Source organism: Oerskovia sp. USHLN155 (assembly GCF_037145535.1).
Lineage (GTDB): Bacteria > Actinomycetota > Actinomycetes > Actinomycetales > Cellulomonadaceae > Oerskovia > Oerskovia rustica.
In genome coordinates this window covers 229139-249331 of record NZ_JBBCXG010000005.1, presented here as the reverse complement: position 1 = coordinate 249331, position 20193 = coordinate 229139, and the positions used below count along the sequence as shown (strand labels likewise).

Here is a 20193-nt window from a genome sequence, read left to right as displayed (position 1 = left end):
GCACAGCGCGGAGGTGGGAGGATCAGGCACCATGGCCAGCAACACCGTCGCCCCGGTCCCCTCCGACGGGGTGGACTCCGCCCGGACCCCGGACTCATCAGCGGACGCGCCGCTCGACGCCTCGCTCGCCGGCTCCGAGGTCGACGCGCCTGAGGTCGACGCACCTGAGGTCGACGCACCTGAGGTCGACGCGTCTGAGGTCGACGCGTCTGAGGGCAACGCGTCCGCGGACGACACCGCCCCTGACCCGACCGACCAGGTCCCCCGCCCCGCCGACGTGACCCGGCGCCTCGCGCTCCTGTGGGACCCGCCCGCCCCGCCGACCCGCGGTCGCAAGGCGCGCCTGACGCTCGACGAGGTCGTGACCGCCGGGATCGCCGTCGCGCAGGAGGTCGGCCTCGACGCGCTCTCGATGCGCCGCGTCGCCGCCCGCCTGGACATGGGCGCGATGTCCCTCTACACGTACGTCCCCGGGCGCACCGAGCTCGTCGACCTCATGATCGACCGGGCGTTCGCCGAGCTCGACCTCCCCCCGGCCGACGCCCCCTGGCGCGACGGGCTGTCGCGGTACGCGCGCGAGGTCTGGCACCTGTACCAGCGCCACTCCTGGATCCTGCAGACCAACATGTGGCGCCTGCCCCTGGCGCCGCACGTGCTCGACGCCCAGGAGGCCGGGCTGCGGACGCTCGTCGACACCGGGCTGTCCGCGGAGCGGGTCGTCGAGATCCTGGGTCTGGTCGACGCGTTCGTGCGCGGGCTCGCGCGGGCAGCCGTCGCCGAGTCCGTCGAGAACGACGCGAGCGGCATGAGCAGCGACGAGTACTGGACGTCGATGAGCAGCTTCTGGGCCGACTGGTTCGACGTCGAGCGCTACCCCGTCATGACGCGCATCTGGGAGGCGGGCGGGTTCCACGCGCCGAGCGACCCGTTCGACGCGTCGCTCGACCGGCTGCTCGACGGCGTCGAGATGACGATCGACCGGGCGAACGAACGCCCCTGACCCTCCCCACCCCTCTCCTCCCCCTGCCCCTCCCCGAGGTGCCGAGAACGAGGTTGAGGTCGTCCCGGCGCCCGTAGCGACCTCCACCCCGTTCTCGACCGCGGGGAACTGTCGACGGGAGAACCCGCCGAGCGCCCGCCGCCTCCGCGCGCTACGTTCCGAGGACGAGGCCTGCGACGCCCCACGGACCCGCCGCGGGGCCGGCCGCGCGAGGACGGTGGATCCCATGACCGAGCAGGACGAGTCCCTCACCGGACGCACCACCAAGATCGCCCGCCGCCTGTGGGGCCTGGCCTACCTGCGCGGGGCCCTGTTCCTCGTGATCGGCGTCGTGCTCTTCGTCGCGCCGGACCGCGGCATCCAGTGGCTCACGTGGCTCGTCGCGGCGATGGCCGTCCTCCAGGGGATCCTGTTCCTGGTCGAGGCCGGGCGGCAGCGCAAGGACGGCGAGGGCGCGGTGTGGCGCTGGGTCGTGGGAGGACTGAGCATCGTCATCGGTCTCGTCCTCGCGTTCTGGCCGTCGGCGAGCGTGACCCTCGTGCTGCGGCTCGTCGGCGTCTGGGCGCTGGTCGCGGGGGTGATCGGCCTGGTCGGGGCGCTGCGCGCCCGCCGCACGCGCGAGCCGGGCTGGGACTGGGAGCTCGCGACGGCCGCGCTGTGGGTCGTGTTCGGCGTCCTGGTGCTCGTGAGCCCCGTGACCGGACTGCAGACCATCACGGTGCTGCTGGGCCTGTACCTCGTGGTCACCGGGGTCGTGATCCTGGTCGCCGCGTTCGCGCAGAGCACGGCCGCGAAGGACGCAAGGGCGGCGCTGGCGGGCTAGCAGGCCAGCGTTCCGGGGTCGAGAACGGGGTTGAGGTCGGCATCGGCGACGGGACGACCTCAACCCCGTTCTCGGCACCGAGGCCCTACCAGGCGTCCAGGTGCCGGTGCTCGTGGCCGGGCGGCGGCTGGTACTCGGCGTGCGGCTCGGGCTGGAGGTAGGTGCGCGCGAACGCGAGCGACGCCGCGAGGTCCTCGTAGCGTTCGGCGGCCGTGCGGGCGCGCCGCGTCGCGATCTCGACGACGACGTCCCCCTCCCAGCCGCGGCGCACGAGCTCGCCGAGCACCTTGTCGCACGGCTGGGTGCCGCGCCCGGGGACCATGTGCTCGTCCTTCATCGAGTCGGTGCCGTCGGCGAGATGGACGTGAGCCAGCCGGTCACCGAACACGTCGAGCAGGTCGAGGCTGTTCTGGCGTGCGACGGCGGCGTGCGAGAGGTCGAGCGTCACGGCGTCGTAGGGGTGGTCCGTCGGGTCCCAGCCGGGCAGGTAGGCCTGGACCTCGCGCTTGCGCCCGCGCCACGGGTACATGTTCTCGACCGCGACCGTGACGCCCGTGGCGGCGTTGAGCTCGCGCACGTGGTCCGCGAAGCCGCGCGCGTACAGGCCCTGCCAGCGGAACGGCGGGTGCACGACGACGGTCTGCGCCCCGAGCTCCAGGGCGAGGTCGACGGTCTGCTCGAGCTTGGGTCCGGGCAGACGCCCCCAGACCCGCTGGCTCACGAGGAGCGTCGGGGCGTGGACGCTGCGGATGGGGATGCCGACGTCGGCCGAGAGCTTGGCGAGCGCCTTCGCGTCCTGCGTGGTCGTGTCCGACCAGACCATGACCTCCATGCCGTCGTAGCCCAGGTGGGCTGCGGCCTCGAAGGCGAACGGCGCCTTGCGCGGGTAGACGCTGGCGCTGGACAGCGTGACCTTGATCCGGGGCTCCTCGCCCCTGCCTGCTTCACCCCCTCGGGCCACGCCCTGGACGGGCGGCTGGGCGTCGGGCGTCGTCGCTTCACGCATGTCCGACACCCTAGACCCAGCGGGTGAGCGGTGTTCACAGGGGCGTCCAGAGCACCCCTCGAACTCTGGCAGGATGCTGCTCGACCGAACCGCCCGGAGCACTGGAGTGCGCATGGATCGTCCCGACGCCGCCTCGCCCTCGACCGTCGGCACGACGCGTCCGGGCTTCGGCCCGGGCGACGACGCCGTCCTGTCGACCGAGACGGACGACGCCCGCGCGCTCGCGGCCCTGGAGTCGCTCGTGGCGTACCTGGAGCAGGACTCGGCCTGAGGGCGGTCGGGTCCCCGGTCCCGTCGGCGCGCTCCTCCTGCACGACGGCGCCGCTCCCGTCCGCGTCCGGAGCCTCGCCTCGTGCACGGGTCGCCGGGGACGCGCCACGGCCCCGCCCACCCCGGGCCGCCGTCCGCACCCACCTCCGCTACAGTGGACTGGTCTATACCACTTCCAGGAGGAGCACGTCATGGAACGAACCGTCACCGTCGCCATCGCCGAGGGACTCCACGCACGCCCTGCGGCGCTGTTCGTGGCCGAGGCGGGCAAGCAGCCCGTCGCCGTGACCCTCACCAAGGAAGGCGCCGAGACCGTGGACGCCGCGAGCATCCTCGGCGTCATGACGCTCGGCGCGGCGGCAGGCGACCAGGTCGTGCTCGCGACCGAGACCGACGGCGCGGAGGCCGAGGCGGCCCTCGACGCGCTGGCCGAGTTCCTCGGGCGCGAGACGGTCTGACCCTCTCGTCCCGGCACCGTCACCGAGTGCGACGTTCGGGCGGTCCGGTGACGGATCCCGCGACCCGGACGTCACGCTCGACGGCGACGCAGGGCCAATGCACGACAGCACGCAGCCCGTGCCCCCTCGTCCGAGGGGGCACGGGCTGCGTGCTGCGGGGTGGACGGTGAGGCAGCACCGCCCTGACGGCTAGAGTCCCAGCTCCTCCAGCACGGGCAGCTGTGCACGGACCGCGTCACGGGCTGCCGACGCGGTCGGCGAGGCCACCGCGATCTTCGCGAGCGCCGCGCACTGCTCGGAGGTCGTCGCAGCGAGGACGGCTGCGACGTCGCCGAGCGCGCGAGGCGTCATCGACAACGACGTGACCCCGAGGCCCACGAGGACCGGCGCCAGGGCCGGGTCGGCCGCGGCCTCCCCGCAAACCCCGACCGGGCGGCCGTGCTCGGCCCCGCCCGCGCACGCGGCGCCGACGAGCGAGAGCACCGCAGGCTGCCACGGCGTCGAGAGCGCGGCGAGGTCCGCCGTCTCCCGGTCCGCGGCCATCGTGTACTGGGTCAGGTCGTTCGTGCCGATGCTCGCGAAGTCGACCTGCTCCAGGACCCAGCGCGACTGGATCGCCGCGGCGGGGACCTCGATCATGACGCCCGCGGTCGCCAGGCCTCGCTCACGGCAGGCTGCCGCGAACTCCTGGGCCTCGTCCGGGGTCGCGACCATGGGGGCCATGACCCACACGTCGGCCTCCTCGGCGGCCGCGGCCTGGGCGATCGCGTCGAGCTGACGTGTCAGGACCTCGGGGTGGCGCACGGCGGTGCGCAGCCCGCGGACGCCGAGCGCCGGGTTGGGCTCGTCCTCGGCCGTGACGAAGGGCAGGGGCTTGTCGGCGCCCGCGTCGAGCGTGCGGACGACGACCTTGCGGCCCCCGAACGCGCTCAGCACGGCACGGTACGCCGCGACCTGCTCGTCGATCCCGGGCTCCTCGGTGCGTCCCAGGAAGCAGAACTCGGTCCGGAACAGACCGACCCCTTCCGCCCCTGCGGCCACCGCGGCCTCGGCCCCGGCCGGGTCCGCGACGTTGGCGAGGAGCTGGACCCGCACGCCGTCGGCCGTCCTGCCCTGGCCGTCGAACGCACGCGGACCGCGCGGGCGGTCGAGCACCCGGGCGACGTCCTGGGGCGACGGGTCGCGCTCGACCGTGCCCTGCGAGCCGTCGACCAGGACGGTCTCGCCGTCCGCGAGATCGGTGGCCCGGGGCGCCGCGACGACCGCCGGGATCCCGAGCGACCGGGCCAGGATCGCGGTGTGCGACGTCGGGCCTCCCCCGCTCGTGACGATCGCGAGGACCCGCGCGGGGTCGAGCGTCGCGGTGTCGGCCGGCGCGAGGTCGGTCGCGACGAGCACGAACGGGTGGTCGAGATCCGGTACTCCCGGCGCCCGACGGCCCGTGAGGGCCGCGACGATGCGCTCGCGCACGTCGCGGACGTCGTGCGCACGCTCGGCCATCATGCCGCCGAGCGACTCGAGGCGTGCCGCGAGGTCGCCGGCCGCCTCCCACACGGCCCGCTCGGGGACGGTCCGCTCGTCGCGGACCTTGCGGGCCGACTCCTTGGAGAGCGTGGTGTCGGCGGCCATGGCGGCCGTGACCGTGAGGACCTCGACGGCGGTGCCGGTCGCCCTCGCGGCGCGTGCCGCGAGGTCCGCCTGGACGCTGCGGACCGCGTCGTCGATCGCGGCGACCGCCGCCTCGACGTCCGCGTCCGGCCCGAGCGTCGCCGCGGCGGGCTCGGGCACGGGGGCCGGCATCGTCACGACGACACCGGCCCCCCGCCCGGGGCTGACGCCCACACCGTCGAGGACGGAGGTCACCTGCCGCCTCCGCCGTCGGCAGTCGCCCCGGAGCCTCGGGCATCGGAGCCTCGGGCATCGAGCTCCGCGGGAGACAGGTCGGCCTCGGCCGCCTTCTTCTCCTCGGCGACCAGGACCGGGTCGGCGGTCGGGTCGGCGCCGACCGCGGAGTCGTCGTCCTCGCGGCCCGGCGTGCGCAGGTTCCACTTGGTGATGACCCACCGGAACAGGAAGTAGTAGATCACCGCGTACCCGAGACCGATCACGATGATCCACAGGGGCATCGTCGCGATCCGGAAGTTCAGGATGTAGTCGATCGCGCCGGCCGAGAAGCCGAACCCGGACTTGATCCCCAGGGCGTTGACGAGGGCGAGCGAGGTGCCCGTGAGGACCGCGTGGATCGCGTACAGCGGGTAGGCGACGTACACGAACGCGAACTCGAGGGGCTCGGTCACGCCGGTGACGAACGCGACGAGAGCGGCCGAACCCATGATGCCGCCGATGAGCTTGCGGTTCTTGGGCTTCGACGTGTGGATGATCGCGAGGGCTGCCGCCGGGAGGGCGAACATGAAGATCGGGAAGAAGCCGGTCATGAAGGTGCCGGCCGTGGGGTCGCCGTGCAGGAAGCGCGCGATGTCGCCGTGCCAGACGGCGCCGCTCGTGTCGGTGTAGCTGCCGAACTGGAACCAGGGCAGCGAGTTGAGCAGGTGGTGCAGGCCGATCGGGACGAGCAGACGGTTGGCCGTGCCGTAGACGAAGGCCCCGAGGACCGTGGAGCCCGTGACCCAGTCACCGATGGCCGTGAAGCCCGCGTCGAACCAGGGGTAGATGAGCGCGCCGACGACGGCGATGAGGACGGCGGCACCTGCGGTGACGATCGGCACGAAGCGGCGACCACCGAAGAAGGCCAGGTAGGGCGGCAGCTTGATGCGGCTGTACTTCTGGAACATGATCGCGGCGGTCAGACCGATGACGATGCCGCCGAGGACGCCGTAGTTGATGAGCTTCTGCTCGGGCGGGCCGGTGATGGCCGCCGTGACCAGGTCGAGGAAGTTGCCGTCCCCTGCCGCGGCGACGGCGTCCGGGTTGGCGCCGGCCAGCCACGCGGCCGGGGTGTCGGGCTTGCCGAGCACGTACGGCGAGAGCGCGTCGCTCACGCCCTTGAAGACCAGGTACCCGATGACGGCGGCCAGGCCGGTCGAGCCGTCGGCCTTCTTGGCGTAGCCGACCGCGACACCGACCGCGAAGAGCAGCGCGAGGTTCGCGAACAGCGCGTTGCCGGCGGACGCGAACACGTCGGCGACGGGCTGCAGCCAGGGGAAGGTGCCCGCGGCGCCGTCTGCACCGAGCATGTCGGCCTGACCGAGGCGCAGCAGCAGTGCTGCGGCGGGCAGGGAGGCGATGGGCAGCATGAGGGATCGACCGACCCTCTGCAGCTGGGCGAAGCCGGGAATCCCCTTCTTCACCTTGGGTGTTTCGGCCACGGACGTCATGTTCACTCCTCGTTGATCGGGTGCCACCGAGGCCGTCGGATCGCACCGCTGGAACTGGGAACTGCCATTGATCACGACGCCGGCCCGGACCCTGGAGCGCGTCGTTGCTGTAACCCGAGCCATCGCCACCGTCTGTGGTGGGATAGTTGTCTGGACCACTTGCGGACAGAGTGGTCTAGACATCATGATGTGTCAAGCCCCGGCAACTCCGGGGCGACCGAGAGCGAGGAACACGTGGCAGCGACGACGCAGGCCAGAGCACCTAAAGGCGGGCACAAGCACCAGATCGTGCGCGCCTACCTGAGCGACCTGATCGCGAACGAGCTGACCATCGGCGACGCCGTCCCCTCCGAGCGCGTGCTCACCGAGAAGTTCGGCGTCTCGCGCATGACGGTCCGTCAGGCCCTCGACTCCCTCGTCGCCGACGGCGTGCTCCAGCGAGAGCAGGGCCGCGGCACGTTCGTCGCCCCGCAGCACACCGACTTCGAGATGCGTCTGACGACGTTCGGCGAGGAGGCGCGACGGCTCGGCCTGGTGCCCAGCACGCAGGTCATCGACAGCGGCACGCTGCCCGCGGGCCGGGTCGTCGCCGAGGCCCTCGGCGTCGCCCCCGAGGACCGCGTGCACTACGTCGAGCGCCTGCGCTTCGCGGACGGCACGCCCATGGCCGTCGAGCGCGCATGGGTGCCCGTGGCGCTCGCCCCCGACCTGCTCGACGACGGCGTCCCCGCCAGCCTGTACGGCGCGCTGCGCGAGCGCGGCCACTCCCCGACGTGGGGCGAGGACACGATCATGGCCGCCGAGGCCAGCGCCGCCGAGCAGGCGATCCTCGCCATGACGAGCGTCCGGGCCGTCCTGCGCGCGCACCGCAAGACCTACTCGGACGACGGCGCCTGCATGTACTCCCAGATGTGCTACCGAGGCGACCGGTACTCGGTCGTCGTCCCGCTCCGCGAGGCCCGGCCGACGATCGTGCCCCGGCTCGCCCCCGCACCGGAGCTCGAGGCAGAGCCTGCACCCGCGCCCGCGCCCAGGACCGGCGCGGCCGAGACGGCCCAGACGGCCCAGACGGCCGAGACCGCATGAGCCCCACTACCGGCACGACCGACGCCCTACCCAGGACCCACGCACCAGAGAGGATGCAACGATGACTGCAGCCGATGCAGCACGGGCCGCCGCGATACTCGCCGGCCTCGGCGGGGTGAGCAACATCGAGGAGATCGACCCCTGCACCACCCGACTGCGGTCGCTCGTCAAGGACCCGAGCCTCGTCGACGTGGCCGCCCTGCGCGCCGCCGGCGCCTTCGGGGTCATGACGACGGGACGAGTGGTCCAGGTCGTCGTCGGCCCCCAGGTCGACACCATCGCCTCGGACCTCGCAGACCTCATGTGACCCCGTGCCCGCTGTCCGCGGGCACCTCGACGTACGTCCGCACCAGCACACGAAGGAGCACGACATGAGCAAGGCAGAGCAGATCCTCAAGGGCCTCGGCGGGGATGCGAACATCCTCGACCTCGAACCCTGCATCACGCGTCTGCGCGTGGAGGTCGAGGACCCGAGCCTGGTCGACGAGAAGACCCTCACGGGGGCCGGAGCCATCGCGGTCGTCCGGACGGGCAACGCGATCCAGGTGATCGTCGGTCCCGAGGCCGACAACCTCGCCTCGGACATCGAGGACCTCCGTTGACTGCAGCGTCCCTGACCGTCCTCGCCCCGGTCACCGGGACCGTCGTCGCCTTGTCGGACGTCGACGACCCGGTGTTCTCCGCGGGCCTCGTCGGTCCGGGTACCGCGATCGCTCCCGACTCCGCCGAGGGCGGCCTCGTGTCGGCCCCGATCAGCGGGACGATCGTCAAGGTCCACCCGCACGCGTTCGTCATCAAGCACGACAGCGGTCAGGCCGTGCTCGTGCACCTGGGCATCAACACGGTCCAGCTCGCGGGCGAGGGATTCACGCTGCACGTCGCGCAGGGCGACGTGGTCCACCAGGGCACGACCCTGGTCACCTGGGACCCCGCCGCGATCGAGGAGGGTGGCCGCTCGGCCGTCTGCCCCGTCGTCGCGCTCGAGGGCAAGCCCGACGCCGTGACCCCGCTGGCCCCGGTCGGTACCTGGGTCGCGCGCGGCGAAGAGCTCCTGATCTGGGAGTGATGCCGGCGTCAGGACGAGCGTGACCTCGAGGTCACGCTCGTTCTGACATGTCCGGGCCGTGGCCCCGGGGGCTCAGCCCCGCAGCGGCAGCGTCAGCACCCGGGGATCGCCCGGGTCCCCGTCCACGACCCGCACCGGCACGCCCCAGTCCTGCTGCGCGAGGTGGCACGCGGGGAACACGTCGGGGTCGGGCGTCCCGTCGTCGAGCAGCGGCACGACGTCGCACGACGCGGCCTGCGCGGTCACGTGCAGCACGCCCTCGCCCACCGCAGGGTTCACGACGAGGGCTCGGACGAGGTCTGTCCCCGTGCCGGCGCCGTCGAGCAGCAGCTCGGGCGGCGTCGCGCTCACGGTCAGGCGCGTCGAGGGCCCGAAGCGGTCGTCGAGCTTCTGCCCCGGCGCGGGCGAGAACGGCACGTCGAGCCGTAGCTCCCCGGCCGTGACCTCGGTGACGGGTCGCTGCGTGCGGTGCGCGCCGCCGTCGAGCACCTCTCCGGCGAGCGTCGCCGGGAGCGCAACGCGCGTGACGCGGTGCGCGGCCGACTCCACGACGAGCAGGTCGACGCGCGCCCCCGCCTCCGCGGCCTCGCCGGGCGCCCACGGCTCCCCGTCCACGAGCACGACGACGTCGCTCGGCTCCGCGAGGCCCGTCGCCAGGGTCGTCACCTGGCCGACGCTGGTGTCAGAACCAGCGGGGCCCGGAGCGCTCGCTCGTCCTGACACGACCGACGGGGCGGGCGGGACGTAGCGGCGGATCGCCCCGTTGTAGGTGTCGGCGACGACCACGCTGCCGTCGGGCAGCGGCGCGACCCCGAGCGGGTGCTGGAGCAGCGCCTGGTCGGCGGCCCCGTCGCGGTGCCCGAAGTCGAACAGCCCCTGCCCGACGGCGGTGCTCACCTCTCCCTGCGCCGTCCCGGCGACCGGGGTCACCACGCGCAGCGCCGACGTCTCCGAGTCCGCGACCCACACGCGCCGGTCCGGGCCGACGGCCAGCCCGGACGGCTGCGCGAACCAGGCGTCGACGAGCGGCCCGTCGAGCAGACCTTCGTTCATGGTGCCGCCCACGAGGTCGATCGATCCCTGCTCGCCGTCGAAGGCCCACAGCGAGTGGTTGCCCGCCATCGCGACGAGGAACGCCCCCATCTGCTCGACCCAGGCCACGTCCCAGGGCGACGACAGCTTCTGCAGCACCGCTCCGCCTGTGCTCTCGATCGACGCGGGCAGGCCCGCGGGCCTGGGCTGCTCCGGCACGTCCGCGCCGACGAGGACCGTGAGACGCGACCCGAACGGACCGTCGACCTCGGCGAGCGTCCCACCGACCGGTGCACCTCCGTCAGCGGCCGCGAGCACGTTGTCGACCGCCCCCACCATGTACTGCTGCCCGTTCCCGGCGACCGTCGCCACCTGGCCGTCGGCGAGCCTCACCCCGCGCAGCGCGTGGTTCACGGTGTCGGCGACCAGCACGTCGTAGTCGAGGTACGTCCGCAGCTCGGTCGGGACCAGGCACAGCCCGTTGGGCTCGCTGAACCGCGCCACGTCCGGTCCGCCGTCGACGAGCCCGCGCTCGCCGGACCCGATGCGCCGGACGAGCGTCTCGCCGTCGGGCCCGAGCTCGGCGAGCGAGTGGTGCCCCGCGTCCGCGACCAGGAGGTTGCCTCCCGGGAGCGCGATCGCCTTGGCGGGGAAGCGCAGCGTGCCCGACGTCGGCGCGGGAGGCACGTAGACGTCGCCCGCCCCCGCGGCCACCGACCGCAGGGTGCCCTTGGCGCGGTGCTCCTCCACGAGCTCGTCGACGAGCGCGGCGAGCGCCGACGCGTGCCCCTCGCCCGCCATCTGCGCGACGACGTAGCCCTCGGGGTCGATCACGACGAGGGTCGGCCAGGCCCGCGCGGTGTACGCGGACCAGGTGACGAGCTCGGGGTCGTCGAGGACGGGGTGGCGCACCTCGTAGCGCTCGACCGCGGCGGCGAGCGCGACCGGGTCGGCCTCGTGCTCGAACTTCGGCGAGTGGACGCCGATGATGACGAGGTCGTCGCGGCGCGCCTCCTCGAGCTCGCGCAGCTCGTCGAGGACGTGCAGGCAGTTGACGCAGCAGAACGTCCAGAAGTCGAGCACGACGACCCGGCCGCGCAGGTCCGCGAGCGAGACGTCGCGGCCGCCGGTGTTGAGCCAGCCGCGGCCGACGAGCTCGGAGGCGCGGACGCGGGGCAGGCGGGCATGGGGGGTCGTGGAGGTCACCGGACCATTCTGCTCGCACACCGGGCAGCACTCGACCTCGCCCTGCCGGCAGCTGCTACCCACGTACGAGCGGTACAGGCCCTAACCCGATCGCTCGATCCGCCCCGTGACGCGCACGACGACCGCGACGCCGTCGACCTCCTGCGGTACGTCGCCCGACGCGGCGGCGTCGACGACGTTGACCTGGAGGCACCAGGTGTCGGTGGCCTCGGACTGTGCCTTCGCAGCTTCGGAACGCCCCGCCGCGTCCGCCCCCTCGTGCCTCAGGCCGATCCCCGTCACGCCGTCCTGGCCCGCAAGGGCCTGCTTGAGCGCGGCCTTGGCCTCCCGGGCCTGCTCGATGCTCGCCACCGGTACCACCCTCCGACCGTCCGCCGCGGGTCGAGGCGGGCTCAGCGCGCGAGCCGGGCGTCGAGCGCGGCGAGGACGGTGTCGATCGGGTTGACGTACGTCAGCCCGGTCCCATTCTCTCCCCCGGTCTCCGACCCGGCAAAGAGCAGCCCGAGCGCGACGCCGTCCGCGCGGTACACGAGCGAACCGGAGTCGCCCCCGCGCGAGAACGGCCCGGTCCCGGTCGACTCGACCTCGATCTGGTCGTCGAAGCGCAGCGCGCCGAGGTCCTCGCCGTAGCCGACCACGACGTCGTCGAGCTCGATCGCGGTGACGCGGCCCGCGGTGACGGCGGTCGTCCGGCCGATCTTGCCGACCGTCTCGCCGCCGAGCGCGACGGCCGTGGTCGTGATGCGGCCCACGGGGTAGTCGAGGTCGACGTCGGGGTCGTCGAGCAGGGCGATCGCGGCGTCGACCGTCGCGGTGCGCCCCGGCGCGAGGGGCACGGTCGCGGCGAGGGTGCCGACCTGGTCGGCGGGGGCGCGTCCGCCGTCGGCGGGGCCGGGCTGCACGACGGCGTCCCCCACCTGCGCGCGCGGCGAGCCCGCGAGCACGTGGTAGTTGGACAGCGCGTGCAACGTGTCCCCGACCAGGACGAACGCGCCGAGCGTGCCTGCCGTGACGTCGACGTGCGCGATCGAGACCCCCGGGCGCAGCGGCCGCACCCGGCCGGTCTCCCCCGCTGCCAGCGCGGTCACGACCGGCGGGCGTGGGCCGGTGCCCGTCGACCGGGAGAGCGCCCGGATCCGCCCCGTCCGGCGGACGTCCACGACGGGGCCCGCCTCGGACGCGACGCGTCGAGCGATGCTGCGCACGGCCGGGACCCCCAGGCGGTAGCGGACCGCGATGCCGTACCCGCCGCCCTCGCGCGGGGCCAGCCCGAGCGCGAGCGTGGGTGCCCAGGCGTCCCTGTCGGCAGGCCCGACCTGCGCCCCCTCGCCCACCGGCCGCGCAGCGCTCGCCGTCGCCTCGGTCCCCGCGGCGAGATCGCGCGCGAAGTCCGCGAGCTGCCCCTTGATCTCCCGTGCCTCGTCCCTGTCCATGCGTCGAGGTTGGCACGGCCCACCGACACGCACGTGACGAGCGTCACCGTGTCGCTAGGGCTGTTCGCTTCACGAAACAGACTGTCAGGAGAACTTCTTCCGGAAAGTCGCGTCATGAAGTCCGGGTTCGCCCCTCTTGAGAGATGTACACAGTTTCTCCGCCGCGAGACCCGCGGCCCTCACCTTGAGAGTGATCATGCACCTCGACCACGCGTTCCGGCCCTCGACCGACGAGATCCGCAGCGCCATCCTCTGGGCCCTCGACCACGACCGCGCCGCCCTCGTCGAGCACCGGGCCTACGCGCACCTCAACCTGCGCAGCCCCGTGCGCCGGGCCGCCGACGCACGCATCGTGCGCCGCTGGCTCGAGGCCTCGGCGGTGTCGTCCGTCATGACCAGCTCCCTGGCCATGGCAGCATGACCGCGTGATCGACTTCGACAACGCCTCGTTCGTCAAGCTCAACCCCTGGGACCTGGCGAGCGCCCAGAAGGACCTCCAGCAGATCCTGCACGCCGACGAGCAGGTCTACCTGGCGTTCAAGGGCGTCCGTGACTCCGTGACGTTCACGAGCAAGCGCATCCTCGCTCTCAACGTCCAGGGCATGACGGGCAAGAAGAAGGACTTCACGACCCTGCCGTACAGCACGATCCAGGCGTACTCGGTCGAGACCGCCGGGACGATCGACCTCGACTCCGAGCTCGTCCTGTGGTTCTCGGGCCTGGGCAAGGTCACGCTCGAGCTCGGGCGCGGTGTCGACATCTACACCGTGAACCGGCTCCTGGGCGACAAGGTCCTCTGACCCGCCGCCGGGTTACCGGCTGACGTCGACCCACTGCGCCCCCGCGAGCTCCGCGAGCCGGCCGGGCGTGATCGCGAACGCGCTCGTCGGGCTGCCCGCCGCCGGGTAGACCGTCTCGAAGCCCTGCAACGACACGTCGCAGTACACCGTCACGGGCCCGCTGTGCCCGAACGGCCCCACCCCGCCGATCGGCTGTCCCGTCAGAGCGGTCGTGCTCTCGGCGTCGAGCATGCGCGGCTTGGCCCCGAACGTGGCCTTGAACTTCGCGTTGTCGACCCGCGCGTCGCCTCGCGTCACGAGCAGGAAGCTGCGCTCGCCGTCACGCAGCGCGAGCGTCTTCGCGATCTGCCCCGGCTCGACCCCGAGCGTCGCTGCCGCCATCTGGACCGTCGCAGTGTCCTTGCCCGTGTCGAGGACCGTGAGGTCCGGGGCCTGGGCGTCGAAGAAGGCGCGGGTGCGGTCGGTGCTCACGGCAGGTCTCCTCGGGGTCGGCAGGAGGCCATCATCGCGCGCGCACGAGGTTCGCGACAGCCTCGAGAACGAGGATGAGGACGTTCTGAGCATCGGAGCGGCCACAACCCCGTTCTCGCGCTGGGCGGCGACCAGCTCAGGCCACGGGCATCGCGCCCGACGGCGGAGTCCCCACCTCCGCGACCGGCCGCGGCACGTACGGCTCGCCCGTGAGGTCCGCCCGCTCGACGCGGTCGAGGCGGAACCAGCGGACGGCCTCCCGTGACCGGCACCACGCGATGAGGTACCAGGCGTCCGCCGTGTGCGCCAGGATCACGGGCTCGACCCGACGGGCCGACTCGTGGCCGCGCCCGTCGCGGTACCGGATCGCGAGCACGACCGACCGGGCGAGGGACTGCTCGACGGCACGCAGGACCTGCAGGTGCACCCGGGCGCGCGGCACGGGGTCGCCCGGTACGCCGTCGACGGTGCCCGGTGCTGCGCCGTCGAACACCGCGTTCCCCGACGCGGCGACGCCTGGTCCCGCGCCACCCGCCGTCACGTCGTCCACCGACCCGTCCGGCCCCGAGGCGACGTCCAGGCCTGGGCGAGCGGCGCCGTCGGGCAGGGGGCTCGCGCCGTCCGGGGCGCGCCCGGACGCGGCGCCGTGGTCGATCCACACCCTTGCCGCAAGCGCCGCCGCCCGCTCGCGCGCCTGCGGACCGAGCGCGTCCCAGACCTTGCCCTGCGCCGTGGCGGCGTCGACCGCGAACGGGCTGCCGGGCGGGAGCGCGGCGAGCGCGACCGCGACCGCGACCGCCTGCTGCGGAGTGAAGTTCACGGGAGGCAGGGACGCGGAGGGGTCGAGCACGTAGCCGCCACCCGGTCCGGCCTGTGCCCAGACGGGCAGTCCCGCCTGCTGGAGCGCCGAGACGTCGCGCTTGATCGTGCGCTCGCTGACCTCGAGCAGGCGCGCGAGGCGCGGCCCCGTGGTGCCGCCGGGGCCGGCACGACGCAGCTCCTCGGCCACGGCGTAGAGCCGCTCGGTCTTGTTCACGCGCCGCCTCCGTCAGGTCCGGGACCGCCGACGGACGTCGCGCGGAACCCCTCGAACAATGGTGACAGACAGGTGTCACCGACACCCCGGCAGGCTGGGGTCATGACCACTTCACAGCACAGCAGCGACCAGCAGGTCCACGTCGTCCTCGTCCCGGGCTTCTGGCTCGGGGCGTGGGCATGGGACGACGTCGTCCCCCACCTCGAGGCTGCAGGCCTCGCACCGCACGCCGTGACGCTCCCCGGGCTCGACGACGTCGCGACCGACCGCAGCCGACTCACCCGCGAGGACCACGTCCAGGCGGTTCGCGACGTGATCGCGCCTCTCGACGGGGACGTCGTGCTCGTGGGGCACAGCGGCGGCGGCCCCGTGATCCACGAGGTCGTCGACCGCGACCCCGCGCGCATCCGCCGCACGGTCCACGTCGACACGGGGCCGCTCGTCGACGGCGCGTCGCTCGCCCCCGACCTGCCCGCAGGGACGGTCGAGATCCCGCTGCCCTCGTGGGAGGAGCTCACGGCCGCAGGGTCGAGCCTCGACGGGATCGACGATGCCGGGCTCGCCCGGTTCCGCGCGCGGGCCGTGCCCCACCCGGGCGGCGTCGCGGGCGGCCGGGTGCACGTGAGCGACCCCGCGCGGCTCGACGTCCCGGCGACCGCGATCTGCACGAGCCTGCCCTCGGAGGTGCTGAAGACGATGGCGCACCCCGGGCCGCCCCTGCACACCGAGCTCGGCGAGCTCGACGTCACGTACGTCGACCTGCCGACCGGGCACTGGCCCATGTTCTCGCGGCCCGCGGACCTCGCGGCCGAGATCGTGCGGGCGGCGCGGGCGTAGGCGGGCCGCGCACCCGGCCCCGTCGCCTGCGTCGCCGGGCGAGGCGGGCAGGTCGCACGACGAGGTCGGGGCCGCCCTGCGCGCAGGACGACCCCGACCTCGAAACCGGCGGGCGGCTACGACCCGGCCGCCACGGTGACCTCGACGAGCACTGCGTCGCCCAGCCCGCCCGGCGCCACGACCACGCCGCGCTCGCGGTAGTCGCCGGTCCGCGGGGAGGCGGGCACGACCACGAGGTCGTCCGGACCCGAGCCGGCCCGCACCTGCACGCCCGCGCCGCGGTCGGGGTCCACGCCCCGGTCCCGGACACGGAACACGACGGTGCGCGCCCGGCCCCCGAACTCGAGCTCGACCGTGAGTCCGTCGGCCGTCGCGGACAGGACCGGGTCGACCACGAGAGCGCCCGCCTGCTCGGTCAGGCCGAGGACGCCCTGGACGAGCTGGCGCAGGTAGATCCCCGGACCGCTCGAGTAGACGCGCCAGCCACCCCGCACGCCGACGGACCCGTCGCGGAGCCGGTCGAAGTCGCGCGCGAAGCTCGCACGGTCGGGGAAGTCCGCGTCGCTCGACGAGAAGTACGCGTTGCGCTGACGCGGCGCGGCGTGGGCGATACGGGACCCGAGGTCGAACGGGCTGATGCGGAGCAGCTCGTCGAGCGTCCGCCCGCGGCCCAGCGCGGCCAGGGCCTCGGCGTAGCGGATGTGCGCGTGCACGTACATCAGGCCGACCTCGCGCCCGACGTTCGCCGCCTGCTCGGCCCGCTGGAACGTGCGCGGGATCCCCTCGTCGAACGCGGCCGGGTGGTCCATGAGCCGCACGCCGTCGGGGAAGTGCAGGTGCTCGAGGATGAGGTTCTCGTGCTCCTCGGCCTCGGCCGGGGTGAGGATGCCCGCGATGATCGACTGGTTCATCGGGATGAGCCGGTAGCGCATCCCCGTGCTCGTGTCCCGCGGGTGGATGACGAGCTCGTCGCCCTGGTCGCCGTGCCGCACGTACCCCGCCATGACGCCGTCGACGAGCGCGCGCTCGCGCAGGTCGGTGCGGACCGCGGTCGCGAGGGCGTCGGCCCGCTCCGAGAGCGCGAGCAGGTCGCCGCGCCCGGCCGTGGTGCGGGCCAGGAGGTCGGCTGCCTGGACGAGCAGCGCGGAGGTCCAGGTGGAGGCCAGGTTGGTGCGCATCTGCGGGTCGGCCGGCTGGAGCGTGTCGTCCCAGTCGCCCTCGCCGTACGCGGGCAGCGACGTGCCTGGCAGGAGGTCGGTCTCGAGGTGGTCGAGGATCCGCTGGACGTGGTCGAGCACGGTCGCCTCGGCGTCCGCCCCCGCGGAGGCGGGGCCGCGGTGCGCGTGGTCCCAGAAGGGCACCGTCTCGTCGAGGACCGCCAGGTCGCCGCTCGCCTCGAGGTACTGGGCGAGCGCGAAGAGCGGCCAGACGACGATGTCGCCGTGCGACGAGTCGTTGTACCGCTCGGCGTACTCGTCGAACATGAACCACTGCGGGAACCCGCCCCACGTGTGCTGATGGGCGAGGACGCGCAGCACGATCTGCCGGGCGATGTCCTCGCGCCCGCCGGCGAACGCCAGCTCGAGGGGGCCCTGGCAGACGTCGCGGGTGCCCCACGCCGCGCCCGAGTACTGCTCGAGCCCGTGCGGGACGAGGAAGTGGATCAGCGCGTCGTGCGCGTACCACGGCACGAGGAGGTCGAGCTCCTGCGTCGCGAGCTCGGGGTGGGGCTGGAAGCGCAGGCCGCGGACGAGCCCCCGCACGGTCTCCAGGTGACCCGCGAGCGTGGCCTCGAGGTCGTCGAGGGGTGCGTGCTCGGGGGCGAGGAGGTCGAGCGCTGCGGCGTCGCCGTGGAGCGATCCGGAGATCGCGACGGTCAGGCCGCCCGAGCCCGTCGTGCTGGACACCCGATGCGCCGCGGCGTCCTCGAGGGCGATCGGCGAGGTCGAGATCGGCGCGGTCGAGGTGACGGCGTAGCGCAGTTCGGGGTAGTGCGCGTCGACGTCGCCGCCCACGACGGGGCGCAGGAGGACCGCGCCCTCGGACGTGTGCTCGGCGACCCAGCCCCCGGCCTCGTCGTCGAGCTCGAGCGTGGCGGTGACGCGCAGCGCTCGCTCGCACCGGACGCTCACGTCGAGGCGGTCGCGTCGGTGGTGCGCGACGGTCCGCACGTCGATGCGACCGAGGGGCGTCTCGTACACCCAGTGCACCCCACCCACGTCGAGGACGAGGGCCGACGGCACGCCGAGCAGGTGGGCGCCCTGGCCGTCGTCGACGAGGACGCGCAGCCCGCTGCTGCGCAGCAGGTTGAGGTGGTGGCGGTGGACGGACACGAGGCGGTTGGCGGTCGTGTTGCCGAGGACCACGTGCGAGACGAACACGCCGGGCGCGAACGCCGTCGCGGACAGCACCTCGTCGGTGGGCAGGACGGCGTCCCCGGCCTTGAGGACATGGCCGTGGGACCGCTCGGTCACGGTCTCCTTGCGCCCGTCGACGACGTGCGACCCGCCGGGGGTGAAGAAGGACAGCAGCGCGCCGTCGGCGTCGCGCTCCGGCAGCAGGACGTCCTCGGTGACGAGGCCGAGAGCGGCGAGCAGGTCGACCTCGTCGAGCGCGTCGCCGGACAGCAGCGGGGCGTCGCGGAGCTCCGAGCCGGTCGTGGGCAGCGGGTGCGCGGCACGTTCCTGCGCGGCGACGGCGACGGCGCCGGTGGCCCACCGGTCGACCTCGTCGACGGTGTCCGCGAGCGGCCCGCGGGCGTCCAGGTCGACGACGGTGACGGCGTGGACCTGGGTCGTGCCCGTCGAGAGGTCGAGCGGCCGGGAGACGAGCGTCGGCATCGCGTACTCGTACTGCAGCACGCCCGAGGTGACGGGGCCGAGCAGGCCGTGCGGGACGCCGTCGTGACGGGCTTGCGGGGTGAAGACCTGGAGCGAGTCTGTGAGGTGGGCGGCGGCCCCCTCGACGAGGAAGGTGACGGCGAGCGGCAGCAGCGGCTGCGCGGACATCGTCTGGCGGCTCGCGAGGACGGTGCCCGCGGTGGGGTGCTCGAGCGCTCGGTGGAGCAGGTACTGGCAGACGTAGGCCTCGCTCGACAGCGCGGCCGCCGGGGGCGCCAGGCCGAGGTCCTGGGCGTGCACGACGTCGTAGACCGTGCGGGCGTCCGTGCCCGGTCCGGCCGTGAGGTCGACGCGCCACACGAGGGTCCGGTCGTCCACGGTGAGCGCGACGCGCGACGTCAGCCCGAGCGCCGCACCGGACCACACGACGCGGTCGGCGCCGGTCTCGACGCTCGTCACCGCAGGAGCGGACCCGGTGAGCCGGGCGACCTCGACGGTTCCGTCGGCGTGGGTCGCGCGCAGGAGGACGCCGCCCGGCATGCGGTCGTGCTCGCCGGGAAGGTACTGGTTGACGAGGAGCCCGCCGGTCCGGACGGCGTGCACGTCACCGCCCTGCGAGAGCTCGACGGTCATCTCGCCGGAGGCGATCGTCGTGCCCGCGAGGGGGGCGGTCATGGCGGTGCTGGTCACGTGGACTCCTGCTCTGTCGTCTGTTCATCGATGGCGCGCGCGGCGCCCTGGTCCGGCTGCAGCAGCGCGACGAAGTGGTCGAAGAGGGCGACCATGTCGACGTTCTCCGGGTCCAGCAGCCACTGGAGCTGCAGCCCGTCCATCACTGCGGAGAAGAGCTGGCCGATAGCCTGCGGGTCGACCTCGGGGCGCAGCTCGCCGCGCTCGATGGCGTCCCGGAAGCGGGTGTCGTCCTGGTGGCGCAGCGCCCGGTAGCGGTCCCGGACGACGTCGTGCGCAGGGTGGCTCGGTTCGGTCGCCTCGGCGGCGACGACGACGTGCAGACCGACGAGACCGGGGGTCTCGGCGTTGCGCCGGACCTGGTCGCGGATCGTGGCCAGGAGGGAGGCGCCGTCGGTCTCCGCCTGGGTGCGGCGGTCGAGGTCACGCCGGTCGCGCTCCTCGATGGTCGCCGTCAGCAGCCCGGCCTTGCTGCCGAAGTGGTGCAGGAGGCCGGCCTCGGAGATCCCGACACGGGCGGCGATCTCGCGCAGCGAGCTGCCTCGGAAGCCCTGCTCGCCGAACACCTCGACCGCGGTCCGCAGGATCTCGCGGCGACGCTGCTCACCTCGGACCAGGCGGCCGTCCGGGCGCTTGCCCTGGGGTTGCCCGTCGGCCGTGCCCGGCACCTTCTCCTTGGACCGGCCCTGGGGCGGGGCGTCCGGGGTCGTCGTGTCGGCAGCTCGGGCACCAGGACCGCTGTCGGTCATCACCGTCTCCTTCGTCAGCATTTGTCGGTATCCACCGTATGGTGCCGGACACCAC

21 protein-coding genes are annotated in these 20193 nt (G+C 73.6%); 11 read left to right on the top strand and 10 right to left on the bottom strand.

What is annotated here, in order from left to right; all coding sequences use genetic code 11:
- Positions 1–31: 31 nt before the first annotated feature.
- On the top strand, positions 32–1000 hold the full coding sequence (locus WFH32_RS09065; RefSeq protein ID WP_336707018.1) for a TetR/AcrR family transcriptional regulator: 969 nt from the start codon (positions 32–34) through the stop codon (positions 998–1000).
- Between the two features lie 226 nt (positions 1001–1226).
- Entirely contained in the window at positions 1227–1823 is a 597-nt protein-coding gene (locus tag WFH32_RS09060; RefSeq protein ID WP_191798341.1) for an HdeD family acid-resistance protein, read from the top strand.
- A gap of 85 nt (positions 1824–1908) precedes the next feature.
- On the opposite strand, the gene WFH32_RS09055 is transcribed toward WFH32_RS09060, so the two are convergent.
- Entirely contained in the window at positions 1909–2829 is a 921-nt protein-coding gene (locus WFH32_RS09055) for a sugar phosphate isomerase/epimerase family protein (RefSeq protein WP_191798339.1), read from the bottom strand.
- A gap of 112 nt (positions 2830–2941) precedes the next feature.
- Between WFH32_RS09055 and WFH32_RS09050 the strand changes: the two genes are divergently transcribed.
- On the top strand, positions 2942–3100 hold the full coding sequence (locus WFH32_RS09050; protein WP_191798337.1) for a hypothetical protein: 159 nt from the start codon (positions 2942–2944) through the stop codon (positions 3098–3100).
- 190 nt (positions 3101–3290) lie between these two features.
- On the top strand, positions 3291–3557 hold the full coding sequence (locus WFH32_RS09045; protein ID WP_030150259.1) for an HPr family phosphocarrier protein: 267 nt from the start codon (positions 3291–3293) through the stop codon (positions 3555–3557).
- Between the two features lie 189 nt (positions 3558–3746).
- On the opposite strand, the gene ptsP is transcribed toward WFH32_RS09045, so the two are convergent.
- Both ptsP and WFH32_RS09035 read right to left on the bottom strand, forming a co-directional pair.
- Positions 3747–5420: a phosphoenolpyruvate--protein phosphotransferase gene (gene ptsP / locus WFH32_RS09040; protein WP_336707013.1), complete on the bottom strand. Its 1674-nt coding sequence runs from the start codon at positions 5418–5420 to the stop codon at positions 3747–3749.
- Positions 5417–6811 (bottom strand): PTS transporter subunit EIIC, encoded by a 1395-nt coding sequence (locus WFH32_RS09035; protein ID WP_442946322.1) that lies wholly within the window; start codon positions 6809–6811, stop codon positions 5417–5419. Before WFH32_RS09035 ends, ptsP begins: the two co-directional genes overlap by 4 nt.
- 315 nt (positions 6812–7126) lie before the next feature.
- Between WFH32_RS09035 and WFH32_RS09030 the strand changes: the two genes are divergently transcribed.
- From WFH32_RS09030 to WFH32_RS09015, 4 genes are all read left to right on the top strand, one after another.
- Positions 7127–7978 (top strand): GntR family transcriptional regulator, encoded by an 852-nt coding sequence (locus WFH32_RS09030; protein ID WP_336707012.1) that lies wholly within the window; start codon positions 7127–7129, stop codon positions 7976–7978.
- A 61-nt stretch (positions 7979–8039) separates the two neighbouring features.
- Positions 8040–8285: a PTS transporter subunit EIIB gene (locus WFH32_RS09025; protein ID WP_056644676.1), complete on the top strand. Its 246-nt coding sequence runs from the start codon at positions 8040–8042 to the stop codon at positions 8283–8285.
- A 64-nt stretch (positions 8286–8349) separates the two neighbouring features.
- Positions 8350–8580: a PTS transporter subunit EIIB gene (locus WFH32_RS09020; RefSeq protein ID WP_138822375.1), complete on the top strand. Its 231-nt coding sequence runs from the start codon at positions 8350–8352 to the stop codon at positions 8578–8580.
- On the top strand, positions 8577–9044 hold the full coding sequence (locus WFH32_RS09015; protein WP_191796751.1) for a PTS sugar transporter subunit IIA: 468 nt from the start codon (positions 8577–8579) through the stop codon (positions 9042–9044). Before WFH32_RS09020 ends, WFH32_RS09015 begins: the two co-directional genes overlap by 4 nt.
- Before the next feature lie 72 nt (positions 9045–9116).
- Here WFH32_RS09015 and WFH32_RS09010 read toward each other — a convergent pair whose 3' ends face one another.
- The 3 genes from WFH32_RS09010 to WFH32_RS09000 form a co-directional block, all read right to left on the bottom strand.
- On the bottom strand, positions 9117–11282 hold the full coding sequence (locus WFH32_RS09010; RefSeq protein ID WP_336707009.1) for an NHL domain-containing thioredoxin family protein: 2166 nt from the start codon (positions 11280–11282) through the stop codon (positions 9117–9119).
- Between the two features lie 81 nt (positions 11283–11363).
- Complete coding sequence (locus tag WFH32_RS09005; protein WP_191796749.1) at positions 11364–11633, bottom strand: hypothetical protein; 270 nt, start codon at positions 11631–11633, stop codon at positions 11364–11366.
- 41 nt (positions 11634–11674) lie between these two features.
- Complete coding sequence (locus tag WFH32_RS09000; protein WP_336707008.1) at positions 11675–12715, bottom strand: hypothetical protein; 1041 nt, start codon at positions 12713–12715, stop codon at positions 11675–11677.
- A gap of 196 nt (positions 12716–12911) precedes the next feature.
- Between WFH32_RS09000 and WFH32_RS08995 the strand changes: the two genes are divergently transcribed.
- Positions 12912–13136: a hypothetical protein gene (locus WFH32_RS08995; protein ID WP_191796747.1), complete on the top strand. Its 225-nt coding sequence runs from the start codon at positions 12912–12914 to the stop codon at positions 13134–13136.
- Positions 13137–13140: 4 nt separating this feature from the next.
- Positions 13141–13515, top strand: coding sequence for a PH domain-containing protein (locus WFH32_RS08990; protein ID WP_191796746.1), 375 nt, complete (start codon positions 13141–13143; stop codon positions 13513–13515).
- A gap of 12 nt (positions 13516–13527) precedes the next feature.
- Here the strand turns inward: WFH32_RS08990 and WFH32_RS08985 are convergent, their stop codons facing one another.
- Both WFH32_RS08985 and WFH32_RS08980 read right to left on the bottom strand, forming a co-directional pair.
- Positions 13528–13986, bottom strand: a complete 459-nt coding sequence (locus tag WFH32_RS08985; protein WP_138822365.1) for a YbaK/EbsC family protein — start codon at positions 13984–13986, stop codon at positions 13528–13530.
- Between the two features lie 136 nt (positions 13987–14122).
- The gene (locus WFH32_RS08980) at positions 14123–15022 is read right to left on the bottom strand and encodes a helix-turn-helix transcriptional regulator (protein WP_336707005.1); all 900 of its coding nucleotides are present in this window, start codon (positions 15020–15022) and stop codon (positions 14123–14125) included.
- 102 nt (positions 15023–15124) lie between these two features.
- Between WFH32_RS08980 and WFH32_RS08975 the strand changes: the two genes are divergently transcribed.
- Positions 15125–15859 (top strand): alpha/beta fold hydrolase, encoded by a 735-nt coding sequence (locus WFH32_RS08975; RefSeq protein ID WP_191796743.1) that lies wholly within the window; start codon positions 15125–15127, stop codon positions 15857–15859.
- A 116-nt stretch (positions 15860–15975) separates the two neighbouring features.
- On the opposite strand, the gene WFH32_RS08970 is transcribed toward WFH32_RS08975, so the two are convergent.
- Positions 15976–19389: a GH36-type glycosyl hydrolase domain-containing protein gene (locus tag WFH32_RS08970; protein WP_336707004.1), complete on the bottom strand. Its 3414-nt coding sequence runs from the start codon at positions 19387–19389 to the stop codon at positions 15976–15978.
- Positions 19386–20138: a TetR/AcrR family transcriptional regulator gene (locus WFH32_RS08965; RefSeq protein ID WP_191796741.1), complete on the bottom strand. Its 753-nt coding sequence runs from the start codon at positions 20136–20138 to the stop codon at positions 19386–19388. Before WFH32_RS08965 ends, WFH32_RS08970 begins: the two co-directional genes overlap by 4 nt.
- Positions 20139–20193 lie beyond the last annotated feature (55 nt).

Excerpts from the sequence above, each read along its gene's own strand:
- WFH32_RS09065 (WP_336707018.1), top strand. The coding sequence starts at position 32 with ATGGCCAGCAACACCGTCGCCCCGGTCCCCTCCGACGGGGTGGACTCC.
- WFH32_RS09060 (WP_191798341.1), top strand. The coding sequence starts at position 1,227 with ATGACCGAGCAGGACGAGTCCCTCACCGGACGCACCACCAAGATCGCC.
- WFH32_RS09055 (WP_191798339.1), bottom strand. The coding sequence starts at position 2,829 with ATGCGTGAAGCGACGACGCCCGACGCCCAGCCGCCCGTCCAGGGCGTG.
- WFH32_RS09050 (WP_191798337.1), top strand. The coding sequence starts at position 2,942 with ATGGATCGTCCCGACGCCGCCTCGCCCTCGACCGTCGGCACGACGCGT.
- WFH32_RS09045 (WP_030150259.1), top strand. The coding sequence starts at position 3,291 with ATGGAACGAACCGTCACCGTCGCCATCGCCGAGGGACTCCACGCACGC.
- WFH32_RS09035 (WP_442946322.1), bottom strand. The coding sequence starts at position 6,811 with ATGCTGCCCATCGCCTCCCTGCCCGCCGCAGCACTGCTGCTGCGCCTC.
- WFH32_RS09025 (WP_056644676.1), top strand. The coding sequence starts at position 8,040 with ATGACTGCAGCCGATGCAGCACGGGCCGCCGCGATACTCGCCGGCCTC.
- WFH32_RS09020 (WP_138822375.1), top strand. The coding sequence starts at position 8,350 with ATGAGCAAGGCAGAGCAGATCCTCAAGGGCCTCGGCGGGGATGCGAAC.
- WFH32_RS09000 (WP_336707008.1), bottom strand. The coding sequence starts at position 12,715 with ATGGACAGGGACGAGGCACGGGAGATCAAGGGGCAGCTCGCGGACTTC.
- WFH32_RS08995 (WP_191796747.1), top strand. The coding sequence starts at position 12,912 with ATGCACCTCGACCACGCGTTCCGGCCCTCGACCGACGAGATCCGCAGC.
- WFH32_RS08975 (WP_191796743.1), top strand. The coding sequence starts at position 15,125 with ATGACCACTTCACAGCACAGCAGCGACCAGCAGGTCCACGTCGTCCTC.
- WFH32_RS08965 (WP_191796741.1), bottom strand. The coding sequence starts at position 20,138 with ATGACCGACAGCGGTCCTGGTGCCCGAGCTGCCGACACGACGACCCCG.